19 protein-coding genes are annotated in these 22,104 nt (G+C 49.5%); 18 read left to right on the top strand and 1 reads right to left on the bottom strand.

The annotated features are described in order from the left end of the window. Positions 1–5 precede the first annotated feature (5 nt). From rplO to rplQ, 8 genes are all read left to right on the top strand, one after another. Entirely contained in the window at positions 6–440 is a 435-nt protein-coding gene (rplO, locus tag F5I99_RS01300) for a 50S ribosomal protein L15 (RefSeq protein WP_151053290.1), read from the top strand. After that, complete coding sequence (gene secY, locus F5I99_RS01305; RefSeq protein WP_151053291.1) at positions 441–1,763, top strand: preprotein translocase subunit SecY; 1,323 nt, start codon at positions 441–443, stop codon at positions 1,761–1,763. Between the two features lie 18 nt (positions 1,764–1,781). Continuing rightward, positions 1,782–1,898, top strand: a complete 117-nt coding sequence (rpmJ, locus tag F5I99_RS01310) for a 50S ribosomal protein L36 (RefSeq protein ID WP_007021200.1) — start codon at positions 1,782–1,784, stop codon at positions 1,896–1,898. Positions 1,899–2,028: 130 nt separating this feature from the next. Further along, a complete protein-coding gene (gene rpsM / locus F5I99_RS01315; RefSeq protein WP_036524444.1) occupies positions 2,029–2,385 on the top strand; it encodes a 30S ribosomal protein S13 in 357 nt (118 codons plus the stop codon). A 19-nt stretch (positions 2,386–2,404) separates the two neighbouring features. After that, positions 2,405–2,794 (top strand): 30S ribosomal protein S11, encoded by a 390-nt coding sequence (rpsK, locus tag F5I99_RS01320; RefSeq protein WP_036524450.1) that lies wholly within the window; start codon positions 2,405–2,407, stop codon positions 2,792–2,794. Between the two features lie 15 nt (positions 2,795–2,809). After that, a complete protein-coding gene (rpsD, locus tag F5I99_RS01325) occupies positions 2,810–3,430 on the top strand; it encodes a 30S ribosomal protein S4 (protein WP_151053292.1) in 621 nt (206 codons plus the stop codon). 26 nt (positions 3,431–3,456) lie between these two features. Beyond that, positions 3,457–4,461, top strand: coding sequence for a DNA-directed RNA polymerase subunit alpha (locus F5I99_RS01330; protein ID WP_151053293.1), 1,005 nt, complete (start codon positions 3,457–3,459; stop codon positions 4,459–4,461). 39 nt (positions 4,462–4,500) lie between these two features. Then, a complete protein-coding gene (gene rplQ, locus F5I99_RS01335) occupies positions 4,501–4,896 on the top strand; it encodes a 50S ribosomal protein L17 (protein WP_151053294.1) in 396 nt (131 codons plus the stop codon). A gap of 285 nt (positions 4,897–5,181) precedes the next feature. On the opposite strand, the gene F5I99_RS01340 is transcribed toward rplQ, so the two are convergent. Beyond that, on the bottom strand, positions 5,182–7,545 hold the full coding sequence (locus F5I99_RS01340) for a penicillin-binding protein 1A (protein ID WP_151053295.1): 2,364 nt from the start codon (positions 7,543–7,545) through the stop codon (positions 5,182–5,184). A gap of 149 nt (positions 7,546–7,694) precedes the next feature. Here F5I99_RS01340 and pilM point away from each other — a divergent pair, with 149 nt between their 5' ends. The 10 genes from pilM (at position 7,695) to F5I99_RS01390 (ending at position 22,047) form a co-directional block, all read left to right on the top strand. Beyond that, positions 7,695–8,750, top strand: coding sequence for a type IV pilus assembly protein PilM (pilM, locus tag F5I99_RS01345; RefSeq protein ID WP_151053296.1), 1,056 nt, complete (start codon positions 7,695–7,697; stop codon positions 8,748–8,750). Positions 8,751–8,761: 11 nt separating this feature from the next. After that, positions 8,762–9,313, top strand: coding sequence for a PilN domain-containing protein (locus F5I99_RS01350; RefSeq protein ID WP_151053297.1), 552 nt, complete (start codon positions 8,762–8,764; stop codon positions 9,311–9,313). Further along, positions 9,310–9,912: a type IV pilus inner membrane component PilO gene (locus F5I99_RS01355; protein WP_151053298.1), complete on the top strand. Its 603-nt coding sequence runs from the start codon at positions 9,310–9,312 to the stop codon at positions 9,910–9,912. The genes F5I99_RS01350 and F5I99_RS01355 overlap by 4 nt, the downstream gene beginning before the upstream one ends. Then, a complete protein-coding gene (locus tag F5I99_RS01360) occupies positions 9,899–10,471 on the top strand; it encodes a pilus assembly protein PilP (RefSeq protein WP_151053299.1) in 573 nt (190 codons plus the stop codon). Before F5I99_RS01355 ends, F5I99_RS01360 begins: the two co-directional genes overlap by 14 nt. Before the next feature lie 12 nt (positions 10,472–10,483). Next, positions 10,484–12,586, top strand: coding sequence for a type IV pilus secretin PilQ (gene pilQ, locus F5I99_RS01365; protein WP_225307498.1), 2,103 nt, complete (start codon positions 10,484–10,486; stop codon positions 12,584–12,586). Positions 12,587–12,596: 10 nt separating this feature from the next. Continuing rightward, complete coding sequence (gene aroK, locus F5I99_RS01370; protein ID WP_225307499.1) at positions 12,597–13,118, top strand: shikimate kinase AroK; 522 nt, start codon at positions 12,597–12,599, stop codon at positions 13,116–13,118. Between the two features lie 48 nt (positions 13,119–13,166). Beyond that, on the top strand, positions 13,167–14,240 hold the full coding sequence (gene aroB / locus F5I99_RS01375) for a 3-dehydroquinate synthase (protein ID WP_151058869.1): 1,074 nt from the start codon (positions 13,167–13,169) through the stop codon (positions 14,238–14,240). 34 nt (positions 14,241–14,274) lie between these two features. Beyond that, positions 14,275–15,885, top strand: a complete 1,611-nt coding sequence (locus F5I99_RS01380) for an AAA family ATPase (RefSeq protein WP_191905917.1) — start codon at positions 14,275–14,277, stop codon at positions 15,883–15,885. 196 nt (positions 15,886–16,081) lie between these two features. Further along, on the top strand, positions 16,082–20,536 hold the full coding sequence (gene gltB, locus F5I99_RS01385; protein WP_151053301.1) for a glutamate synthase large subunit: 4,455 nt from the start codon (positions 16,082–16,084) through the stop codon (positions 20,534–20,536). Between the two features lie 77 nt (positions 20,537–20,613). After that, positions 20,614–22,047: an FAD-dependent oxidoreductase gene (locus tag F5I99_RS01390; RefSeq protein ID WP_151053302.1), complete on the top strand. Its 1,434-nt coding sequence runs from the start codon at positions 20,614–20,616 to the stop codon at positions 22,045–22,047. Positions 22,048–22,104 lie beyond the last annotated feature (57 nt).

Here is a 22,104-nt window from a genome sequence, read left to right on the forward strand (position 1 = left end):
ACCCAATGCGTCTGAATACATTACGCCCGGGTGCTGGTTCCAAACAGGCTCCCAAGCGTGTTGGTCGTGGTATCGGCTCCGGTCTGGGTAAAACTTGTGGCCGTGGTCACAAGGGTCTTAAATCCCGCTCAGGCGGAAGCGTGAATCCAGGTTTTGAAGGTGGTCAGATGCCTATCCAGCGTCGTCTGCCAAAATTTGGTTTCACATCACGTAAGTCGCGTTATGTTGCCGAAATTCGTTTGAATGAAATCGGCAAAATCACCGCTGACGTGGTAGATCTCGAAGCGTTAAAAAATGCTGACATCATTCGCGATGAAATTAAAGTTGCGCGTGTAATCCTGTCAGGTGAAATCACAAAGCCTGTCACTGTTAAAGGTCTTAAAGTGACCAAAGGTGCTCAGGCGGCGATTGAAGCTGCTGGCGGTAAAGTCGAGGCGTAAATGGCTAAGCTAGGACAAACACCGGCAAGACAAAACGGACTGGGCGAGCTCTGGGCTCGCCTGCGTTTCGTTCTGATAGCGATCATTGTATACCGTATCGGTGCTCATATTCCGGTACCTGGTATTAACCCTGATCGGCTTGCTGCTCTGTTCGAACAAAATTCTGGAACCATTCTGAGTTTGTTCAACATGTTTTCAGGTGGTGCACTCGAGCGCATGAGTATTCTTGCGCTGGGTGTTATGCCGTATATTTCTGCATCGATCATAATGCAGCTGATGACGGCAGTGAGTCCACAACTGGAGCAGCTGAAGAAGGAAGGAGAATCTGGGCGTCGTAAAATCAACCAGTACACGCGTTACGGTACGGTTGTATTGGCGACGATCCAGGCATTTGGTATGTCCGTCGGCCTTGCGAGTCAAGGTGTGGCGTTTGCTACTGATGCCAGTTTCTACTTTGTCGCAGTCGTAACTTTTGTTTCGGGTGCGGTTTTCCTGATGTGGTTGGGCGAGCAGGTCACAGAACGTGGAATCGGTAATGGTATCTCCATTCTGATCTTTTCCGGTATTGTTGCAGGTCTTCCTGGTGCTATCGGGCAGTCTTTCGAGGCTGCACGCCAGGGTGATCTGAATATTCTGGCTCTGCTGTTGATCGCTGTTCTGGCTATGGCGACTGTGGCGTTTGTAGTGTTTATGGAACGCGGTCAACGCCGCATTACCATTAACTATGCAAAACGTCAGCAAGGTCGCCGTGTCTATGCAGCACAAAGTAGTCATCTGCCACTGAAAGTGAATATGGCTGGTGTTATACCGCCTATCTTTGCTTCCAGTATCCTGCTGTTCCCTGCTTCTATGGGGCAGTGGTTCGGTCAGAGTGAAGGCTTGGCTTGGCTGCAGGATATGGCCCTGGCTTTAGGTCCAGGTCAACCGCTGCACATTCTGCTGTTCGGCATTGCAATTGTGTTTTTCTGTTACTTCTATACGGCTCTTATGTTTAATCCGCGTGAAGTGGCAGATAACCTGAAAAAGTCTGGTGCATTCATCCCCGGAATCAGACCCGGTGAGCAATCTGCCCGTTATATCGACACTGTGCTGTCGCGGCTGACTCTGTTTGGCGCACTGTACATAACGGCTGTATCACTGATGCCGCAGTTTCTGGTTGTGGCGTGGAACATACCGTTCTACTTCGGTGGTACTTCAATGTTGATAGTCGTGGTGGTTGTGATGGATTTTATGGCGCAGGTGCAGTCGCATCTTATGTCCCATCAATATGAATCACTTATGAAAAAATCGAATCTTAAAGGTGGCGCAGGTTCACTGCGTTAAACCTGTTAGAGGTGGATCATGAAAGTACGCGCGTCTGTTAAAAAGATTTGCCGTAATTGCAAGATCGTACGTCGCAACGGTTCCGTGCGCGTGATCTGTAAAGTGGAACCCCGTCACAAACAGCGCCAGGGTTAACCACAAAATAAAAGCCGTGGAGGCGTCCGACTTGATTTATTTTTGATCAGGTTGTAGAATTGCGCGCCTTCCACGAACGATGAATGATTTGTCTCTGCGTGTAGCAGAGCCTTAATATGGAGTAGATTGAATGGCCCGTATAGCTGGCGTCAATATTCCTGACCATAAGCATGCGGTAATTTCTCTGACCTACATTTATGGGATTGGCCGCACTACTGCTCAGCAGATCTGTGCTGCAGTAGGCATTGTGCCAACGGTCAAGATCGGTGAGCTGTCTGAAGAGCAGCTCGATAATGTTCGTGGTGAAATTACTAAGTTGACTGTCGAAGGTGATCTTCGTCGTGAAGTCAACATGAACATCAAGCGTCTGATGGATCTTGGTTGTTACCGTGGTCTGCGTCACCGTCGTAACCTACCGGTTCGTGGTCAACGCAGCAAAACGAATGCGCGTACTCGTAAAGGGCCGCGTAAGCCGATCCGTAAGTAAGCGATAGGAATTCCCGAATATGGCTAAGCCAGGTAATCGCACACGTAAAAAGGTTAAAAAGCAGGTAGCGGATGGGCTAGCGCACATCCACGCCTCTTTTAACAACACAATTGTCACCATTACCGATCGTCAGGGAAATGCACTTTCCTGGGCGACTTCTGGTGGTTCTGGTTTCCGCGGCTCACGTAAGAGCACGCCTTTCGCAGCACAGGTTGCTGCAGAGCGTGCCGGTACGGCAGCCCTGGAGTACGGACTTAAAAACCTCGACGTGTTTGTAAAAGGACCGGGACCCGGTCGTGAGTCTGCAGTTCGTGCTTTGAACGGCTGCGGCTACAAAATTACAAATATCACTGATGTGACGCCTATCCCGCATAACGGATGTCGTCCACCGAAGAAACGTCGTGTTTAATCAGGAGACGGTATAATGGCTCGTTATCTTGGACCAACGTGCAAGCTGTCCCGTCGTGAGGGCACAGATCTCTTTTTGAAGAGTGGTGTTCGTGCGCTGGACAGTAAGTGCAAAGCAGAAGTTGTTCCCGGTGTGCATGGTGCACGCCGTGGTCGTCTCTCAGAGTATGGCCTGCAGCTTCGTGAAAAACAAAAAGTACGTCGTACCTACGGTGTGCTGGAACGTCAGTTCCGTGGATATTACAAAGAAGCCGCTCGTCGTAAGGGCGCTACAGGCGAAATCCTGTTGCAGCTTCTGGAAGGGCGTCTGGACAATGTTGTATACCGCATGGGCTTCGGCTCTACACGTGCAGAAGCGCGTCAGGTGGTATCTCACCGTCAGATTACTGTGAATGGTCAGGTTGTTAATATCCCGTCATTCCAGGTTAGCGTTGGCGATAAAATTGCAGTACGTGAAAAATCCAAAGCCCAGTTGCGTATCAAACATGCACTGGATCTGGCTGGTCAGCGTGCTCCTGTTGAGTGGATTGAAGTCGACTCTGCGAAGATGGAAGGTGAGTTCAAAGCACTTCCAGAGCGCAGTGAACTGGCTCAGGACATCAACGAACATTTGATCGTCGAGCTTTACTCGAAGTAATTCTTGAACTCTTGACTGGTGATACTATGCAGCGTTCTGTAAACGAGTTTCTTAGTCCACGTCATATTGACGTACAGGAAATCAGCAAAACTCGCGCCAAAGTGACTCTGGAGCCGCTTGAACGTGGCTTTGGACATACCCTTGGCAATGCGCTGCGCCGTATTTTGCTCTCTTCAATGCCTGGCTGTGCCGTTAGCGAAGTCGAAATTGACGGCGTGTTACACGAATACAGCAGCATTGAAGGTGTTCAGGAGGATGTCATTGAGATCCTCCTGAATCTAAAAGGGATTGCCTTCACGCTGCATAATGCAGACGAAGCAATTCTGACACTGAGCAAATCTGTAGCAGGCGTAGTAACGGCAGCTGATATTCAGCTGACACAGGATGTTGAGATTGTTAATCCCGATCACGTGATTGCACATCTCAACGGTAATAACAGCCTGAATATTCAACTCAAGGTCACACGTGGTCGTGGATATGTTCCGGCTGACTCACGAATGCTTGATGAGGATGAAAATCGTACTATCGGGCGTCTGTTACTGGATGCCAGTTACAGCCCGGTATTACGCGTGTCCTATCAGGTGGAAAGTGCGCGTGTTGAACAGCGTACCGACCTTGATAAGCTGATAATTGATATTGAATCCAACGGGACTATCGACCCTGAAGAGTGTATTCGCCGTGCGGCTACCATTCTTCATGAGCAGTTGTCAGTCTTTGTGGATCTTAAAGATGCCAGCCAGCAGTCGCGTACAGAAACAGACGATCCTGAGATCGATCCGGTTCTGTTGCGTCCGGTTGATGATCTTGAACTGACAGTGCGCTCGGCAAACTGTCTTAAAGCAGAACAGATCTACTATATCGGTGACCTGATCCAGCGCACCGAAGTTGAACTGTTGAAGACTCCTAACCTGGGTAAGAAGTCGCTGACGGAAATCAAGGATGTACTGGCCTCCAAAGGGCTGTCACTTGGTATGCGTCTAGAGAACTGGCCACCAGCCAGTCTCAAAAATGACGAAAAAGCGGCATCCTGAGTTAGCCTTCTGACACTAAGTTGTTAAGGATTTTGAAAAATGCGTCATCGTAAATCAGGTCGACACTTAAATCGTACAAGTGCTCACCGCAAAGCGATGTTCAAGAATATGGCTGTGTCTTTGTTCGAACATGAACTGATCAAGACTACGTTGCCAAAAGCTAAAGAACTTCGCCGTGTGGCTGAGCCGCTTATTACATTGGCTAAAATTGACAGCGTGGCTAACCGTCGTCTGGCATTTTCCCGTACGCGCAGTGATGCGGCTGTAGGTAAATTGTTTGGTGAGCTAGGCCCGCGTTATGCTAATCGTCCAGGTGGCTACATTCGTATTTTGAAATGTGGTTTCCGTAGTGGTGACAATGCGCCTATGGCTTATGTAGAGTTGGTTGATCGTCCCGCTTCTTCCGTAGCAGTTGAAGATAGCAGCGAAGATTAATCCAGCTTTAAGCATTAAAAAACCCGGCATTAGCCGGGTTTTTTGTTTGCAGAAGGCATTATTCGCTCGCGGAGCGAGCTCCCACAGAGGGCAATATTGTAGGAGTCCGCTCTGCGGGCGATTTTGTAAGCACGAGCTCCCACAAGGAGGGCGATATTGTAGGCGTGAGCTGTAGGAGCCCGCTCTGCGGGCGATTCCTGTACAGGATGTGCGTGCCAGAAAACAGCTCCTGCGTTTTCTGCATACACGCCGCGCCATCCATGGTGCTATAGTCGTGAGCGCTAGTTAGTCAAACAGCGACTCAAGTACCTGATTAGCAGATTCGCCCGGCAACCTGGCGCGTCGTCTAGGGGCTGAGTCTTCAGAAAAATATTCGTTAATGGCATCAGGCTGACCTTCATATGCCAGTAAACCTGTTGCTGGATCTATGCGAGCACGTACTACGCTGTCCGGGCGCTGTGGTGCCGATTCAGGTTTGTCGCGCAAAGCTTCGCGCATAAAATCTATCCAGATAGGTAAAGCGGCTGTTCCGCCGTATTCTCTACGTCCAAGGGGGGCCGGTTGGTCGAATCCAACCCAGGCTGTTGCGACCAAGTTGCGATTGAAACCACTAAACCAGGCATCCTTTTGTTGGTTGGTGGTGCCTGTTTTGCCTGCGAGATCATTACGCTGCAGAACCTGAGCGCGACGTCCAGTGCCACGGCGAATAACATCAGCAAGGATATCGCTGATTATAAATGCTGTAGATTCATCCAGAATACGGAAGTCTTCGGGGTTGTCGTGATTTAGGCGGGAATTGCTGTGTTTGAAGGCGTCACCCGCATTTTCGGGGAGTGCAACCGGTTGGCCGTTTACATTAACTTCATCAATGAACCAAGGCGTAACCCGGTAGCCGCCATTAGCAAATGTGGCATAGCCTGTATTGATCTGAATAGGTGTGACGTCGGCACTTCCAAGGGATAAAGACAGGTTGGCAGGTGTACGATCTGCTTCAAAACCAAACCTAAGGATATGCTGTTGGGCCGTCTCCACACCAATGTCCCGCATTAAACGAATCGAAACCAGATTTTTAGAGCGATAAAGGGCTTCGCGCAGGCGTATCGGTCCTTCAAAATCCCGTGAATGATTTTCAGGGCGCCATTCACCTTCAAGGCTTATATCATGAATAACAATCGGCGAGTCATTGATAACACTGGCAGCGCTGTAACCATTTTCGAGTCCTGCCGCATAAAGAAATGGTTTGAATGTGGACCCTGGCTGGCGGTAGGCTTGGATGACTCGGTTAAACTTGCTGTGGTAATAATTGAAGCCACCAGACAGCGCCCGGATGGCTCCAGTATCAGGCTCCATGGCAATAACCCCGCCTTGCACACGCGGAAGCTGGCTTAGGTGCCAAGTATTTTCTTCATTGGGGATTACCCGAATAATGTCGCCGATGCTCAGTACATCAGAAGCTTTGCCGGGGGCTGCGCCAATGGAATTGACTGAGAGATAAGGTCGAGCCCATTTCATTGCGTCCCAGTGCAGGGTGTGTTCACTGCCATCACGTAACTGAAATGTGGCTTCTTGCTCGGTGGTATTAATAACCAGGGCAGGATGCATATTACCATACAGTGAATAGTCAGCAAGGATTGAAGTGCGGGCTTCATCATCAAGCTCGTTAAGGCTGACCTGTGCTTCCGGTCCGTGATAACCATGGCGTTCATGGTACGCAATTAGGCCCTTGCTCAAGGCGTTATCTGCTGCCAATTGCATAGTGCTGTCCAGCGTAGTGGTAACATTAAAGCCCTCTGTGTAGGCAAGATCGCCAAATAAACGTACCATCTCAGCACGAGCCATTTCGGCCACGTAAGGTGCCGATAACTCAATATCTGGTGTATGGTATCGAGCAATTTCAGTTTCCTGAATGGCTTTGTCATAATCAGATTGATCGATATAGCCAAGACTGAGCATGCGTCCGAGAATCCAATTGCGTCGTTCTATTGAGCGCTGGGGGTTGCGTACAGGGTTGTTGGCTGAAGGTGCTTTGGGAAGGCCAGCAATTGTGGCCATCTGTCCAAGAGAAAGTTCACTGATATCCTTGCCATAATAAATATTGGCAGCAGCTTGAACACCGTACGAGCGCTGGCCGAGATAAATTTTATTTACATAGAGTTCGAGTATTTCTTCTTTACTTAGTTCTTGTTCAATTTTTAGTGAGAGTAGAATTTCATTAAACTTGCGTACAAAGGTCTGCTCAGGTGAGAGGAAAAAGTTTTTAGCTACCTGCATAGTAATGGTGGATCCACCTGATTGAATTTCACCACTGGAAATAAGTTGAAAGGCCGCTCGACTCAGCCCCTTAATATCGATACCTGAATGCTCATAAAAGCGGCTGTCTTCTGCAGCCAGAATAGCATGGCGTAAAGTATCAGGAATTTCAGCATAACTAATTGGTATTCGGCGCTGCTCGCCATACTCAGCCATCAACTTGCCATCTGCAGAAAAAATCCGCAGTGGAATCTGAAATCTTACTTCCCGAAGTTCTTGGACATCCGGAAGATTAGGCTTATATTGATGTAAAGCAAAAAAAACGCCAGCAATCACCAGTACAATTACCAGTAACAAAAGGCCCAGAAAATACTTAAACAGAGTGAAAAAATTGCGCATGGTCACCTTTTGGTCTAATTTCGGTCTAAAATGGCTATTATATCTGTCGCAGGGCTTTACAGTATACCTGACAGGCGTTTAAATTACTGAAAAGGGTTATAGCTGTTAACCTACAGCATGTTCCGGTACTAACGGAAAAGGATTGAATTGTGGTCAGCTTATTCAGAAAAAAAACATCAGGCTGGATTGGTATCGATATTGGATCATCTTCAGTCAAATTAGTTTCCATGTCTGTCAGCGGAAATCAACATCAGATCGATGCTTATGCAATCGTTCCTTTACCCGCAAGTGCTGTAATCGATGGTAATGTTGAAGAAGTTAAAGAAGTGACGGCGGCCGTGCAGCGCGGTCTGAAGATTTGCGGCGGCAAATACAATGCGGCTGTCGTAGCAGTTCCTTCTTCTGCTGTTATTACTAAACGTATTCAAATCAGCAACCTGTTTGTCGGGATTGAGCTTGAAGATCAAGTCAAGATCGAAGCTGACCAGTTTATTCCTTACCCGCTGGAAGAGGTTGCACTGGATTTTGAGGTGATCGGTCCGGTCGCCAAAGATCCGAATCTGAATGAAATTTTATTGGTAGCATGCCGCAAAGAAAATGCAGACTCTCGGGAAGATGCTGTTAACGCTGCTGGCGTTAAGTGTGAGGTAGTCGACGTTGATACTTATGCTATGGAGCGAGTGCTTGCACTGATTGACCATGCTGAAGGTGATCAACTGGTTGCCGTAGTTGATATAGGTGCGTCGACCTTGTGTTTAAATGTCTTTACTCAAGGTAAGCTGGTCTACAATAGGGAGCAGGCCTTTGGTGGCAATGACTTGTCCCAGGCCATTCATCAGCAGCATGGTATGTCCATGGAAGAGGTGGATCTCGCATTCCGTGAGAATACGCTGGATCAGGCTATTGTTGAGCAAATGGTTGTACCTTTTACTGATACGGTTATCCAGCAGGTGTCGCGTGCGCTACAGTTTTTCTACTCATCCGGAGTGCATGGCCAACTCGGCAAAGTCTATGTCTGTGGTGGTGTATCAGGCCTGCCAAATCTGACCACTCGGTTAGCCGATGAGCTGGAAATTGAAACGCAGTTGTTGATGCCCTTTAATCATACGGCAGTTAACAGAAAGTTAAACCCTGAGCGCCTTAATCGTGATGGTGCTGTGCTGGCTAAAGCCTGTGGTCTGGCTCTTAGAAGCTCCAATCAATAGGACTTGATACTATGGCCCGAATAAATTTAAGACCCTGGCGTGAAGAACGGAATACTTTGCATCAGAAACGGTTTGTTTCAAACTTATTGGGTTCGGCTGTGCTGGCTGGTCTGGCTATTTTTGCAATCAGTTATTATTACGATATGCAAATGGATCGCCAGCAAGTCAGAAACGAATACCTGCGTACTGAAAATGCACGACTGGATAGACAGCTTGCCGAGATCAATGAGTTGAATAGAATGCGCGACCAGTTGCTAGCACGCCTGCAAGCCATTGAAGATCTTCAGGGTAGTCGCCCACTGATCGTGCGCAACTTTGATGAGATGGTACGTGTGTTGCCTGATGATCTTTACTACACTTCAGTCAGCCGCAATGGTGATATGATTACTATTGATGGCTTTGCAGAGCAGAATCGTGACGTTTCAGCATTAATGCGCCAGTTAAACAGTTCCGACTGGTTCAGTGAGCCTAACCTAAGTCGGGTGGGTACATCGAATAACCTCAGGCAATTTAATCTCTCGGTGCCCATGCGTCGACCTGCTGAAGAGGGGAGTGCTGAATGAAAATGAATGCGCTTCAAAATGCATTTCGTGGTTTTGATATCAATAACCTCGATTTTAAAGCAGCAGGCAACTGGCCGGTTGGGGTTAAATTCATCTGTTACCTGCTGGCATTCGCTGTCGTAGTGGGTGCGGGTATTCATTTTTTAATAACCGATAAGCACAAAGCTGTTGAGCAGGAAATTGTACGTGAGAACGAGCTGAAAGCTCAGTATGAAGATAAGGCTTTTCGTGTTGCCAATCTTGATGCTTTGCGTCGTCAGATGGCTGATGTGGAAGAGCGTTTTTCTGAGATACTTAAACAGTTGCCAACAGATAAAGAAGTACCTGGATTGCTCGAAGATATTTCTGATATAGGGCGGCAGGCCGGGCTATCAATTGAATCAATTGCACTGCAGCCTGAAACCCGTACTGATTTTTATATCGAATTGCCTATTAATATTCAGGTAAGTGGTACCTATCACCAGATGGGTGAGTTTGTGAGCGGTGTCGCGGCTATCGAAAGGATTGTCACATTACATGACTATTCAATCCAGACAACTGCCAATGACCAGCTTTCCATGACCATTAACGCTAAGACCTATCGCTATGAACAGAATTAAACGATATAACGGCTTACGCAAGGCGCTGTCCGCCAGGTTCTGGGCTCTGGCGCTACTGGTTTTGTTGATACAGGGCTGCATCTGGGTAGAAGGTACAGCAGACCTGAGAGCGTTTGTTGCCGATCGTTCCTCAAGGCCTGTTGGTGAAATACCCCCTCTCCCGGAATTCAAACCCTATGAAGCTTTTGTCTATGAAGGTTCCAGTCTTCGCAATCCATTCAGGGTTATGATGCCGGAAGTGGCTGAGTTACCTGAAGAAGTTTCTGAGGTCTACCCCGACCCAGACAGGCTAAGCGAGTACCTGGAACAGTATGCGGTGGATAACCTCTCAATGGTTGGTACCATTACATCCCCACTGGAAGCAGAATTGATGTATGCACTGGTACGAGACCCTATGGGCGAAGTGCACCGAGTACAAATGGGTGACTACCTGGGGCTGGATAACGGCCAGGTGATTGCATTGGATGAAAGACGGATAGAATTGTCCGAAATTGTTTCAAATGGCCGTGGCGGATGGATGAAGCGACCACGCAGCATTGTTCTTCCCGAGTCCAACTAAGGGATACTGACCGTGAAAAAAATAGACATGAATCAAAAGAAAACTACGTCGTTGCTGAAATGCCTCGGTAGCTGGCTGGTGATCCCGGTTGTACTGCTGTTCTCCACGGCTTTGCTTGCACAGGAAGCCAGATTGACTAAAACAGAATTTGTATCCTTGCCGGGCCAGGGTGTTGAGGTAAGAATGGAGTTTGACACACCTCCGGCGATGCCCAGCAGCTATATGATCGACAGCCCGCCGCGGCTGGTTATGGATTTTAGTGGTGTGATCAATGATTTAGGTCAGCGTAATATAGCGATCAACACAGGTATTGTGGACAGTGTCAATTTTGCGCAGGCACAGGATAGATTGCGTGTCGTTACCAATCTGTATGGCGCTGCCGCCCATGATGTACAGGTAGACGGCAATGTTTTACTGATGCGTTTTCGGGAGGTTGTAGCAGCTCCTACTGGCAATAGTAATCAGCAAGCCTCATCCGATTCTACTATGCCATCGCAGAGCGCAGCGATGGCTGGCCGCACCCGTGTCAACTCAATAGATTTTCAGCGTGTGGAAGGTAATCAGGGCCGTGTCATCATTGCCATGTCTGATGATCGTGCCAGCATGGATGTGATGCGTGAAGGTGGTAATATCGTTCTGAATTTGTCAGACGCCGTGCTTGATCCGTCACTGGCAAAGCGTATGAATGTTCAGGACTTTGCGACACCGCTTGAATTTATCGACAGTATGGCTTCTGGCAGTGGTGCGACCATTCTGCTTCGTCCGGGCTCTGACCCATACGATTACATGGCCTATCAGACCGGCAATCAACTGATCGTTGATTTTAAACCTATGACGAAGCGTGAACAGGATGCACAGCTTGAAAATCAGTTTCCTTACACGGGTGAGCGTATTGATCTGAATTTCCAAAATGTAGAAGTTCGGGCTGTGCTACAGATTATTGCTGAAGTAGCCGAGATGAATCTGGTAGTCAGCGAGAATGTCGGCGGGACCACTACGCTACGACTTAAAAATGTACCCTGGGATCAGGCGCTGGATATTCTGCTGAAGTCCAAAAATCTGGATAAGCGTGAGATAGGTAATGTGTTGATGGTAGGTACATCAACAGAAATCGCCGAGCGTGAACGCGCCGAAATGGAAAGTCAGCAGCAGGTTCAGGAGCTGGCTCCACTGGTTACCGAATTTATTCAAGTGGATTTCCGTCGTGCCTCTGATATGCGCACTCGATTGGAAGAAGCGCGGCTGGTATCTGAGCGAGGCTTTATCTTGGCTGATGACCAGACTAATGTGTTGATGGTGCGTGAAACCGCCAGTCAGATGGAAGATATTCGCCGTACACTGCGTCGCTTTGATATTGAAGTCGCACAGGTTTTAGTTGAAGCACGTCTTGTGACAGCCTCTACTGAGTTTGCTAAAGAAATTGGTATTCGCTGGGGTGCCTCCAATACATCAAATCATGGAGGTAATCCGCTGGTGATAAATGGTGGTGCCAATGACGAAATGTTTGAAATTGGTGATACCGGTCAATTTGTGCCAGGTATGGTCGATCTGGGCGTTGGCGATGCCACTTCAGCTATACGTATAGGTTACCTCGGGAGCAGTTTCTTGTTAGCTGCTGAATTATCTGCATTACAAAGTGATAACAAAGTAGAGATAGTGTCTCAGCCAAAAGTTATTACTACTAATGGCCGTCCGGCTGTAATCAAATCAGGTCAGGAAGTGGCGTATCAAACAGTTGAAGATGGAGAAGTGAATCTGGAGTTTAAGGAAGTGGTGTTGAGCCTGGAGGTAACCCCTCAGATCAATCCGGGTGATCGTATATCCATGGATTTAAAAGTGCTGCAGGATTCGCTTGACCCTAACCGTCTTGGTGGTGAGCTGTTGATCAATACTAACCAGTTAGAAACTTCCGTGGTTGTTAATGATGGCGACACTATCGTGTTGGGTGGTGTATTCCGAAATGATATGGAAAATGCAACCAGCAAGACGCCGATTCTGGGTGATCTACCGGTGTTGGGTCGATTGTTTCGCTATACACGTGAAACAGAAACCAAACGAGAGTTGCTGATCTTCATCACACCTACTATGATTCGGGAATCCTTAGCTATACAGTAGGTTTTCCGCGTTGAACATCTTTCTTGTTGGCCCTATGGGTGCTGGAAAAAGCACCATAGGGCGTCTCCTCTCTCATGAGCTTCATTATGATTTTATCGATTCAGATAAAGTTATAGAGGAACGCTCCGGTGCGAACATTCCCTGGATTTTTGATGTTGAAGGTGAGCAGGGGTTCCGTGATCGTGAAGCGGCTGTTATTGATGAGCTGACACAGTTAAGCGACTGTGTGCTGGCTACCGGTGGCGGCGTGGTGATGCGACCCGAAAATCGCACCAATCTTCAGAGTAGAGGGTTGGTTGTTTATTTGCAGACTTCGATTGAGCAGCAGCTTGAGCGTACGGCAAAAGACCGAAATCGCCCCTTGTTGCAGACCGGGAATCCAGAAGCGGTGTTGCGCCGGTTGTTGCAGCAACGTGATCCGCTTTACAAAAGCTGTGCAGATATTATCATCCGGACGGACAGGCGGCACCCGCGCGCAGTCATTCAGGAAATTTTGCGTCAGTTGAAGCAACATCAACCGCTTAACGCCTGATGTTATTCTTTTAAATATTCAAATTTTTGAAACGCGGAGTTCTACATGATGCAAACCCTGAGCGTTGAGCTGGGTGACAGAAGCTACCCGATTTTTATTGGTTCAGGGCTTCTGCAGCAGGCCAGGTTGCAGCCTTATATCAAAGGCAACCAAGTGATGCTTGTTAGTAACACCACGGTGGCGCCACTGTATAAAGAGTTGGTCCGAAATGGTTTGTCTCAGTTTGAGTTAGATGAAGTCATACTGCCCGACGGCGAGGCTTATAAGGATATGCAGCACCTGAATCTGATTTTTGATCAGTTGTTGGCGAGCCGCCACAACCGCACCACTACGCTAATTGCATTAGGTGGTGGGGTGATCGGTGATATGACAGGATTTGCTGCGGCGTGTTATCAGCGCGGAGTTAACTTTATCCAACTACCAACTACGTTGCTTTCTCAGGTGGATTCCTCTGTCGGAGGCAAGACGGGCGTTAACCATCCAGCAGGCAAGAATATGATTGGTGCCTTTCATCAGCCAGTGGCCGTAATCGCTGATACCGCCGTATTGCAAACACTTCCGGATTCCGAGTTGTCAGCCGGGCTGGCAGAAGTGATTAAGTATGGTTTGATTTACGATGCAGCTTTTTTTGACTGGCTTGAAAAAAATGCTCGGGCACTACGAGATAAGGATGAGCAGGCCCTGGCTTACGCCATCTATCGTTCTTGCGAGATAAAGGCGGAGCTTGTAGCACAAGATGAGCGGGAATCAGGGGTGCGGGCGCTGTTGAATCTGGGACACACCTTTGGCCATGCAATTGAAACGCATGCGGGCTATGGTCAATGGTTACATGGAGAGGCTGTGGCAGCAGGTACTGTGATGGCCGCCGATCTGTCCTGCCGGATGGGATGGATTAGCCGTGCCGATGTGGATAGAATAGAACGATTGTTTAAGGCCGCCGGTTTGCCAGTCAAACCACCACAAGATATGACACCAGAACGTTTCCGTACCTTGATGTCTGTTGATAAGAAAGTAATGGACGGCCGTTTGCGCTTGGTGTTGTTGAGCTCAATTGGGCAAGCGGTTGTTACCGAACAATTTGAGCAAGCAGCGCTAATGCAGACTCTGAATGGGGGCATTTAGCCCTGTCAGGAAACTTACTAAGCAGGGAATAATTATGCCAGTTAGCGAACATGAATATGTCGAACCCGCTTCCCGAATGCAGTTGGCTGAAAAGCTAAGTCATCTATCCAGCTATTCGGAGTTCATGGTTCTATTGCTGGGTGATGCTGGCAGTGGGCGCAGCCTGCTACTTGAACAGCTGGCGCAACAGCATGAACCCCGCACCCAGCGCATTGCTCGACTCGATCTGGAAGAAAAAACTGATGTCAGTGGCATTTTGATCTTGTTAATTAGCGCATTGCGTCTGGAATCAGACGCCCTGATCGATAATCGTAAACGTCTTGCTGCAATTCATAAACATCTACGTGCACTCACTGAAGTTGATATTACCCTGCATCTGCATATCGATAATGCTGACTACCTCAGTGATAATGCGCTGGAGTTGTTACTAAGTCTGTTGCAATTAAACGAATCCGCACCACATTTGCTACTGACCGCGCTGCCCTCTTTTGAGCAGCGGGCGAGTGATAAGGGTGTGTTTGAACGTTTTGAAAATCGTGTACATATCCAGCGTTTGGAACCGTTTACAGAGGTGGAGGCGGAGGATTTTGTGCTGGCATTGCTGCCTGCTCAAGCTAACCTGAGCCCAAAACAATTACGCAAGCTCATTGATGCCGGCGATCGACATCCTGGCAGCCTTAAAGCCGCCATCTCGGCCTTAGTTCAGCAAGGCGGGCTGGAAAGTCAGGTGCGTAGTTTTCCCTTACCCCCCTTGCACATGGGTGCGATTGCAATGGTGCTGTTGCTGATTACGGGCTTTGCTGTCTGGCACTATGTACCTAGAGCCGAGCATGAACCTCAAGGGATGGCGCGTATTCAGGTGATGCCTGATCCAGTAGCGGTTGATAGCCAGCCTGTTGTGCGGGTCGATGTAATCGAAGCGCGAGAAGAGCTGGCGCAGCGCATTGCAGAGCAGGAAGCATTATTGACTGCACCTGATGCGCAAGTTGAAGAGCCGCCGCAAACGGAGCCAGTCTCCGGGTTGGCGGCTGAAGCCGAATCTGCGCTAGACGTTACCCCGTTGGCGGATGCTGGCGCTGTGGCTGAGGTTGAGCCTTTATCAGAGGTTGACGCTGTTGCCGACGAGCAGGCAGTCGCCATGGTTAACGATGAAGCTGAGCCAGAGCCTGATCCCATTCAGTCTGAGGTCGAAGTTCCCGTTGCTGAAGAAACACCAGAGCAAAGCGAACCGAGCGTGGCTGTTTCCACACCAGAGCCTGAGCCAGTAGCTGAGCCTGCTGCACCTGCACCTGAGCCCCCTGCTGTGAGCACCGAACCCGAATTAACAGCCTCTGTTACCCCGGGATCTCAGGCTGAAATGCTGCTGGGTTGGCCTGATAGTGGCTTCACCTTGCAGATGCTAGGCGCACGATCAGAAGAAAGTGTGGTAAAATTCATTCAATCACAGGAGCAACCTCAGCGTTTTTATCGTTTCAAAGCGCTATTCCAGGGTGCGCCATGGAATGTTGTTGTTTATGGCCAATACCCAACTCGTGCAGCCGCTATGGAAGCTGTACGAAGCCTTCCTGCTGACCTCAGGGATCGAAATCCGTGGGCCAGATCAATTTCAAGTGTCAAAGAAGATATTAAAAAAGTCGATCAATAATGCGTGATTGATCATATAATACGGCCCTTGAGAGGCTGTGATACTGAAAATATCAGCGCCCACGGAAACACCAAAATTGTTCTTATCCCATAAGGGGTGTAGCATAAACACCCCTTTTTTGACTCCGGGATAAGGGGTTTTTATATCTTGCGTTATTAACGCATTGATTTTATTGGTTTTTTAGTGAGATTGGCTTATGAGCAATGGTCTGTACCGCCCAGGTGAATTCAAGGACAACTGCGGCTTTGGTCTGATGGCGCACATGCAGGGAACAGCAAGTCATAGCCTCCTGCAGAAAGCGATTCAGGCATTAGCCTGTATGACGCACCGCGGGGGGATTGCAGCAGATGGCAAAACCGGTGACGGTTGCGGTCTGCTGATGCAGAAACCGGACACATTCATGCGAGCCGTGGCAAAAGAAGCACTCAAAGTAGATCTGAGTGATCTCTATGCCGTAGGTATGGTGTTTCTATCGCAGGATCCAGCGTTGGCTGAAAAAGCCCGTAACCAGGTTAATAGTGAATTGACCCAGTTAGGATTGCGAGTCAAAGGCTGGCGTGAAGTGCCTACAGATGAAGCTTGTTTGGGGCCCATCGCCAAAGATACTCTGCCACGTATTGAGCAAGTGTTTGTCGATACAGAAGAAAAGTCTGAACGTGAGTTTGTTATCAGCCTGTTCAGCGCCAGACGCAAGGCTGAAATTGCTCTCGGTAATGATCCAGATTTCTATATCTGTAGTCTGTCTGACAAGGTTATTTCCTACAAAGGCCTGATGATGCCCGTCGACCTGCCGGTCTTTTATAAAGACCTCAGTGATGAGCGTTTACAGACGGCAATTTGTACCTACCATCAGCGTTTTTCAACTAATACCGCGCCGCGCTGGCCACTGGCGCAGCCGTTTCGTTTTCTGGCACACAATGGTGAAATCAATACCATCGAAGGTAACCGGGCCTGGTCTCGTGCGCGTAGCACTAAATTTGCTACCCCGCTGTTGCCGAATGTCGATGAGCTGCAGCCTATCGTGAACAGCACCGGTTCAGATTCTTCCAGCATGGATAACATGCTGGAGTTCCTGATGGTCGGCGGTATGGATATCTACCGCGCCGTGCGCATGATTGTGCCTCCGGCCTGGCAGAATGTTGAAACCATGGACTCCAACCTGCGTGCTTTCTATGAATTCAACTCCATGCACATGGAGCCCTGGGATGGCCCTGCGGGCATGGTCATGACCGATGGCCGTTATGCTGTGTGCATGTTGGACCGTAATGGTCTGCGGCCCTCTCGCTGGGTGATGCTCGATGATGGATTGCTATGTACCGCCTCTGAAATCGGCGTGTTCGATTATGAGCCCTCCAGCATCAAGGCGCAGGGACGAGTGGGTCCAGGACAAATACTGGTTGTTGACACTCAGACCGGTGAAGTGATGCATACCGCTGATGTCGATAAAATTCTGAAATCACGTCAACCCTATCGTAAGTGGCTGCGCGAGCACTCTATACCGCTGGAACAGACGATGAATTTCGTCGAAGAGTCCACGGCCTTTCGTGAGATGAGCCCGGAAGAAACCCGCACTCACATGAAAATGTTCCAGGTCACCTTTGAAGAGCGTGATCAGGTGCTGCGTCCCCTGGGTGAATCGGGTATGGAAGCCGTGGGCTCTATGGGTGATGATAAACCCATGGCCGTGCTATCAAGCCGGGTCAGGTCTGTATATGACTATTTCCGCCAGCAGTTTGCTCAGGTTACCAACCCGCCAATCGATCCCTTGCGTGAAGCGATTGTTATGTCGCTGCAGACCTGCATTGGTCGTGAAAAGAATGTGTTTGAAGAAACACCGGAACATGCTCGGCGTATCGTGTTGAAATCTCCAGTGCTATCGGCGAGTAAATTCAGACGCCTGCGGGATATGAACATTGAAGGCTTTGAATCACAAACTCTGGATATGCAATACGATCCGGCAGTCGGCCTTAAGCAGGCGATTGTCGATCTGTGTGCGCAGGCCGAAGCGGCTGCTCGTAATGGCAAAGTCATTCTGATTCTGAGTGATGCCTATATCAAACAAGGTAAGTTGCCGATTCATGCCGCCATGGCAACCGGTGCCGTGAATCAGCATCTGGTGTCTAAAGGTTTGCGTACCAGTGCTAACCTGGTGGTGGAAACTGCCACAGCACGTGACTCTCACCACTTTGCCGTGCTGTTTGGCTTCGGTGCCACAGCGGTATATCCGTACCTGGCTTATCGCGTCCTGAATGATCTGTGCCGTACTGGCGAAATCGCCGGTGAGCCACTGCAAGCCCACGAGAGTTACCGTAAAGGTATCAACAAAGGCTTGATGAAAATCCTGTCGAAGATGGGGATTTCTACCATTGCCTCCTATCGTTCGGCACAACTGTTTGAAGCTGTGGGCCTTTCCAGCGAAGTGGTTGACCTCTGTTTCAAGGGTGTCACCAGCCGTATCGAAGGGGCGCGTTTTGAGCACTTCCAGCAGGAGCAGTCTCTGCTGGCCGCCGAAGCCTGGAGTGCACGCAAGCCGATCCAGCAGGGCGGTTTGCTCAAGTATATCCATAATGGTGAATACCACGCCTATAACCCCGATGTAGTCACCACGATTCATAAAGCTGTTAGCAGTGGGGATGTGCGCGATTATCAGCGCTATGCTGATCTGGTCAACAAGCGTGGCGTGGCCACCCTGCGTGACCTGCTGGGCATTCGTAAGGATATTCAGCCGATTCCACTGTCTGAGGTTGAATCTGCCGAAAAACTGTTCACCCGCTTTGACTCAGCCGCCATGTCGCTGGGGGCCTTGTCTCCCGAAGCTCACGAAGCACTGGCTGTGGCAATGAATGAACTGGGTGGTCGCTCCAACTCCGGTGAAGGCGGTGAAGATCCCGCGCGTCATGGCACCATCAAACGCTCCAAGATCAAGCAGATCGCCTCTGGTCGTTTCGGGGTGACCCCGGAATACCTGATGAGTGCCGATGTGATGCAGATCAAGGTCGCTCAGGGCGCCAAACCAGGTGAAGGCGGGCAGTTACCTGGCGGTAAGGTCAATGCGCTGATTGCGCGTCTGCGCTACTCAGTACCCGGTGTCACGCTGATTTCGCCGCCACCACACCATGATATCTACTCGATTGAAGATCTGGCGCAGTTAATTTTCGACCTGAAGCAGATCAATCCGGAAGGCCTGGTATCGGTCAAACTGGTATCGCGTCCGGGCGTTGGCACTATTGCCTGCGGTGTTGCCAAGGCTTATGCCGATTTGATCACTATTTCCGGTTACGATGGCGGTACAGCGGCATCACCGCTGACCTCTATCCATTATGCCGGTTCCCCCTGGGAACTGGGTCTGGCCGATGCTCACCAGTCGTTACGCGGCAACCAGTTGCGCGGTAAAATCCGCCTGCAGACAGATGGTGGCCTGAAAACTGGTCTGGATGTGGTGAAGGCTGCCATGTTGGGTGCTGAAAGCTTTGGCTTTGGTACCATGCCGATGGTGGCCCTGGGTTGTAAATACCTGCGAATCTGTCACCTGAATAACTGTGCAACCGGTGTGGCAACACAGCGTGCCGATCTGCGTGAAGAGCACTTCCGCGGCACCGTGGAAATGGTTAAAAACTTCTTCCGCTTTGTGGCTGAAGAAACACGCCAGTGGATGGCCGTGCTGGGTGTGCGTACGCTGGAAGAACTGGTGGGGCGTACCGACCTGCTGGAAGTTTTGGAAGGTGAGACCGATAAGCAGAAATGTCTGGATCTGTCGCCTTTGCTGAGTCAGGCCAATATTCCGACAGAGGCACCGCATACCGTTCAGCAGCACCGTAACGAGCCTTACGATCCGGGTAGTTTGAACAATGAGATGCTGGCACAATCCAGCGCCGCGATTCAGGAAAAGAGTGGTGGAGAGTTCCTGTTTAAGATTACCAACTGTGATCGCTCAGTAGGTGCTCGCACTTCAGGCCTGATTGCCAAACTACACGGCAACCTGGGCATGTCAGATGAGCCGGTGATTTATAACTTCAAAGGTCATGCCGGCCAGTCATTTGGTGTCTGGAATGCCGGTGGTCAGTACCTCTACCTGGAAGGTGATGCCAACGATTATGTCGGCAAAGGCATGGCTGGCGGTAAGATCGTACTACGTGCTTTTGACGATGTGAGTTACAAAACCCATGAGGCCTCCATTATGGGTAATACCTGCCTCTATGGTGCAACTGGCGGAAAGCTGTTTGCAGCCGGTCAGGCGGGTGAGCGTTTCGGTGTACGTAACTCTGGTTGTCATGCGGTAATCGAGGGTGCGGGCGATCATTGTTGTGAATACATGACCGGTGGCATCATTACGGTGTTAGGTAAAACCGGGTATAACTTCGGTGCGGGTATGACCGGTGGTTTTGCCTATGTACTGGATCTGGATAACAGCTTCGTGGATAAATACAACCATGAGCTGGTAGATATCCACCGTATTGCCACTGAGCAGATGGAAGCGCATAAGAACCACCTGCGCTCAACAATCATTGAATTCACCCGTGAAACGCGTAGCGCCTGGGGTCAGGAAATTCTGGATAACTTCGATGACCTGATTGGGAAGTTCTGGCTGGTTAAACCCTATGCAACCGGGATCAATGACCTGCTGAACAGTATTCGCAAACGCCCTGAATAAGAGCGTCCTGAACTCCCTGACGGGTAATGATTAAAGGTAGAGCCGGCTGCGAGCCGGCCTGCGAATGAGGTGTAAAGATGGCTGACCGTCTGAGTAATGATTTTCAGTTTATAGAAGTGGGCCGTAAAGGTCCGGATAAAATCAATGCAACTGTTCGTAAGAAGCAGTTTGCCGAGATCTATGAACCGTTTAAACCGCGTCACGCGGAGAATCAGGCACACCGTTGTCTGGAATGTGGTAATCCTTATTGTGAGTGGAAATGCCCGGTACATAACTTCATCCCTAACTGGTTGAAGCTGGTATCCGAAGGCAACATCATGGAAGCCGTGGAGCTTAGTCATCAGACTAATACACTACCGGAAGTCTGTGGTCGCGTGTGTCCACAAGATCGTCTGTGTGAAGGTGCTTGTACTCTGAATGACGGCTTTGGTGCTGTCACCATCGGCTCTGTTGAAAAGTACATCACCGATACCGCTTTCGCTATGGGCTGGAAGCCGGATATGTCCAACGTGGTCTGGACAGATAAAAAAGTTGCTGTTATCGGTGCAGGCCCTGCGGGTCTGGGCTGTGCAGATGTGCTGGTACGTAATGGTGTTAAACCGGTGGTGTTCGATCGCTACCCGGAAATCGGTGGCTTGCTGACCTTCGGTATTCCAGAGTTTAAGCTGGAAAAATCAGTGATGGTGCGCCGTCGTAAAGTTTTTGAAGGCATGGGTATCGAATTCCGTCTGAATACCGAAATTGGCAAGGATGTCACAATAGATACCTTGCTGAGTGAATACGACGCTGTCTTCATGGGTATGGGTACCTACAGTTATATGAAGGGCGGTTTTCCCGGTGAAGATCTGCAAGGTGTGTTTGAAGCCCTGCCATTCCTGATCTCCAACGTGAACCATTGTCTGGGTTATGAGAAAGACGTATCCAAATATATTAACCTGAAAGGTAAGCGGGTTGTGGTGCTTGGTGGTGGCGATACCGCCATGGACTGTAACCGCACCTCTATCCGTCAGGGCGCAAAATCCGTGACCTGTGCCTACCGTCGTGATGAAGCCAATATGCCTGGCTCCAAAAACGAAGTGGTTAACGCCCGCGAAGAAGGGGTTAAATTTGTGTTTAACCGCCAGCCAGTGGAGATCATTGGTGAAGATGGCCAGGTAACCGGTGTCAAAGTCGTCACTACCCGTATGGGTGAGCCGGATGAAAATGGCCGTCAGCGCGCTGAAGTTGTTGAAGGCTCTGAGGAAATCCTCAAGGCCGATGCCGTACTGGTCGCTTTCGGTTTCCGCCCCAGCCCAGCCCCCTGGTTTGCTGATCAGAATATCGGCCTGCATCAGGATGGACGTGTAGATACCTCCGCACAACCCAAAGAAGCCAACCGCTTTGCCTTCCAGACTACTAACCCTAAGGTGTTTGCCGGTGGGGATATGGTAAGAGGTTCTGACTTGGTGGTCACTGCCATCGATGAAGGGCGTAATGCGGCTGAGGGGATACTGGATTATTTGCAAGTGTGAATTGATAGAAGGCAACTAGCTTACAAGTAGCTAGCTGCCTTCTATAGTGATCTGTAA

The sequence above is a fragment of the Nitrincola iocasae genome, from assembly GCF_008727795.1.
Taxonomy (GTDB): Bacteria; Pseudomonadota; Gammaproteobacteria; order Pseudomonadales; family Balneatricaceae; genus Nitrincola; species Nitrincola iocasae.

Excerpts from the sequence above, each read along its gene's own strand:
- F5I99_RS01330 (WP_151053293.1), top strand. The coding sequence starts at position 3,457 with ATGCAGCGTTCTGTAAACGAGTTTCTTAGTCCACGTCATATTGACGTA.
- rpmJ (WP_007021200.1), top strand. The coding sequence starts at position 1,782 with ATGAAAGTACGCGCGTCTGTTAAAAAGATTTGCCGTAATTGCAAGATC.
- rplQ (WP_151053294.1), top strand. The coding sequence starts at position 4,501 with ATGCGTCATCGTAAATCAGGTCGACACTTAAATCGTACAAGTGCTCAC.
- gltB (WP_151053301.1), top strand. The coding sequence starts at position 16,082 with ATGAGCAATGGTCTGTACCGCCCAGGTGAATTCAAGGACAACTGCGGC.
- rpsD (WP_151053292.1), top strand. The coding sequence starts at position 2,810 with ATGGCTCGTTATCTTGGACCAACGTGCAAGCTGTCCCGTCGTGAGGGC.
- F5I99_RS01380 (WP_191905917.1), top strand. The coding sequence starts at position 14,275 with ATGCCAGTTAGCGAACATGAATATGTCGAACCCGCTTCCCGAATGCAG.
- F5I99_RS01390 (WP_151053302.1), top strand. The coding sequence starts at position 20,614 with ATGGCTGACCGTCTGAGTAATGATTTTCAGTTTATAGAAGTGGGCCGT.
- rpsM (WP_036524444.1), top strand. The coding sequence starts at position 2,029 with ATGGCCCGTATAGCTGGCGTCAATATTCCTGACCATAAGCATGCGGTA.
- F5I99_RS01355 (WP_151053298.1), top strand. The coding sequence starts at position 9,310 with ATGAAAATGAATGCGCTTCAAAATGCATTTCGTGGTTTTGATATCAAT.
- rpsK (WP_036524450.1), top strand. The coding sequence starts at position 2,405 with ATGGCTAAGCCAGGTAATCGCACACGTAAAAAGGTTAAAAAGCAGGTA.
- rplO (WP_151053290.1), top strand. The coding sequence starts at position 6 with ATGCGTCTGAATACATTACGCCCGGGTGCTGGTTCCAAACAGGCTCCC.
- F5I99_RS01340 (WP_151053295.1), bottom strand. The coding sequence starts at position 7,545 with ATGCGCAATTTTTTCACTCTGTTTAAGTATTTTCTGGGCCTTTTGTTA.
- F5I99_RS01360 (WP_151053299.1), top strand. The coding sequence starts at position 9,899 with ATGAACAGAATTAAACGATATAACGGCTTACGCAAGGCGCTGTCCGCC.
- aroB (WP_151058869.1), top strand. The coding sequence starts at position 13,167 with ATGCAAACCCTGAGCGTTGAGCTGGGTGACAGAAGCTACCCGATTTTT.
- F5I99_RS01350 (WP_151053297.1), top strand. The coding sequence starts at position 8,762 with ATGGCCCGAATAAATTTAAGACCCTGGCGTGAAGAACGGAATACTTTG.
- secY (WP_151053291.1), top strand. The coding sequence starts at position 441 with ATGGCTAAGCTAGGACAAACACCGGCAAGACAAAACGGACTGGGCGAG.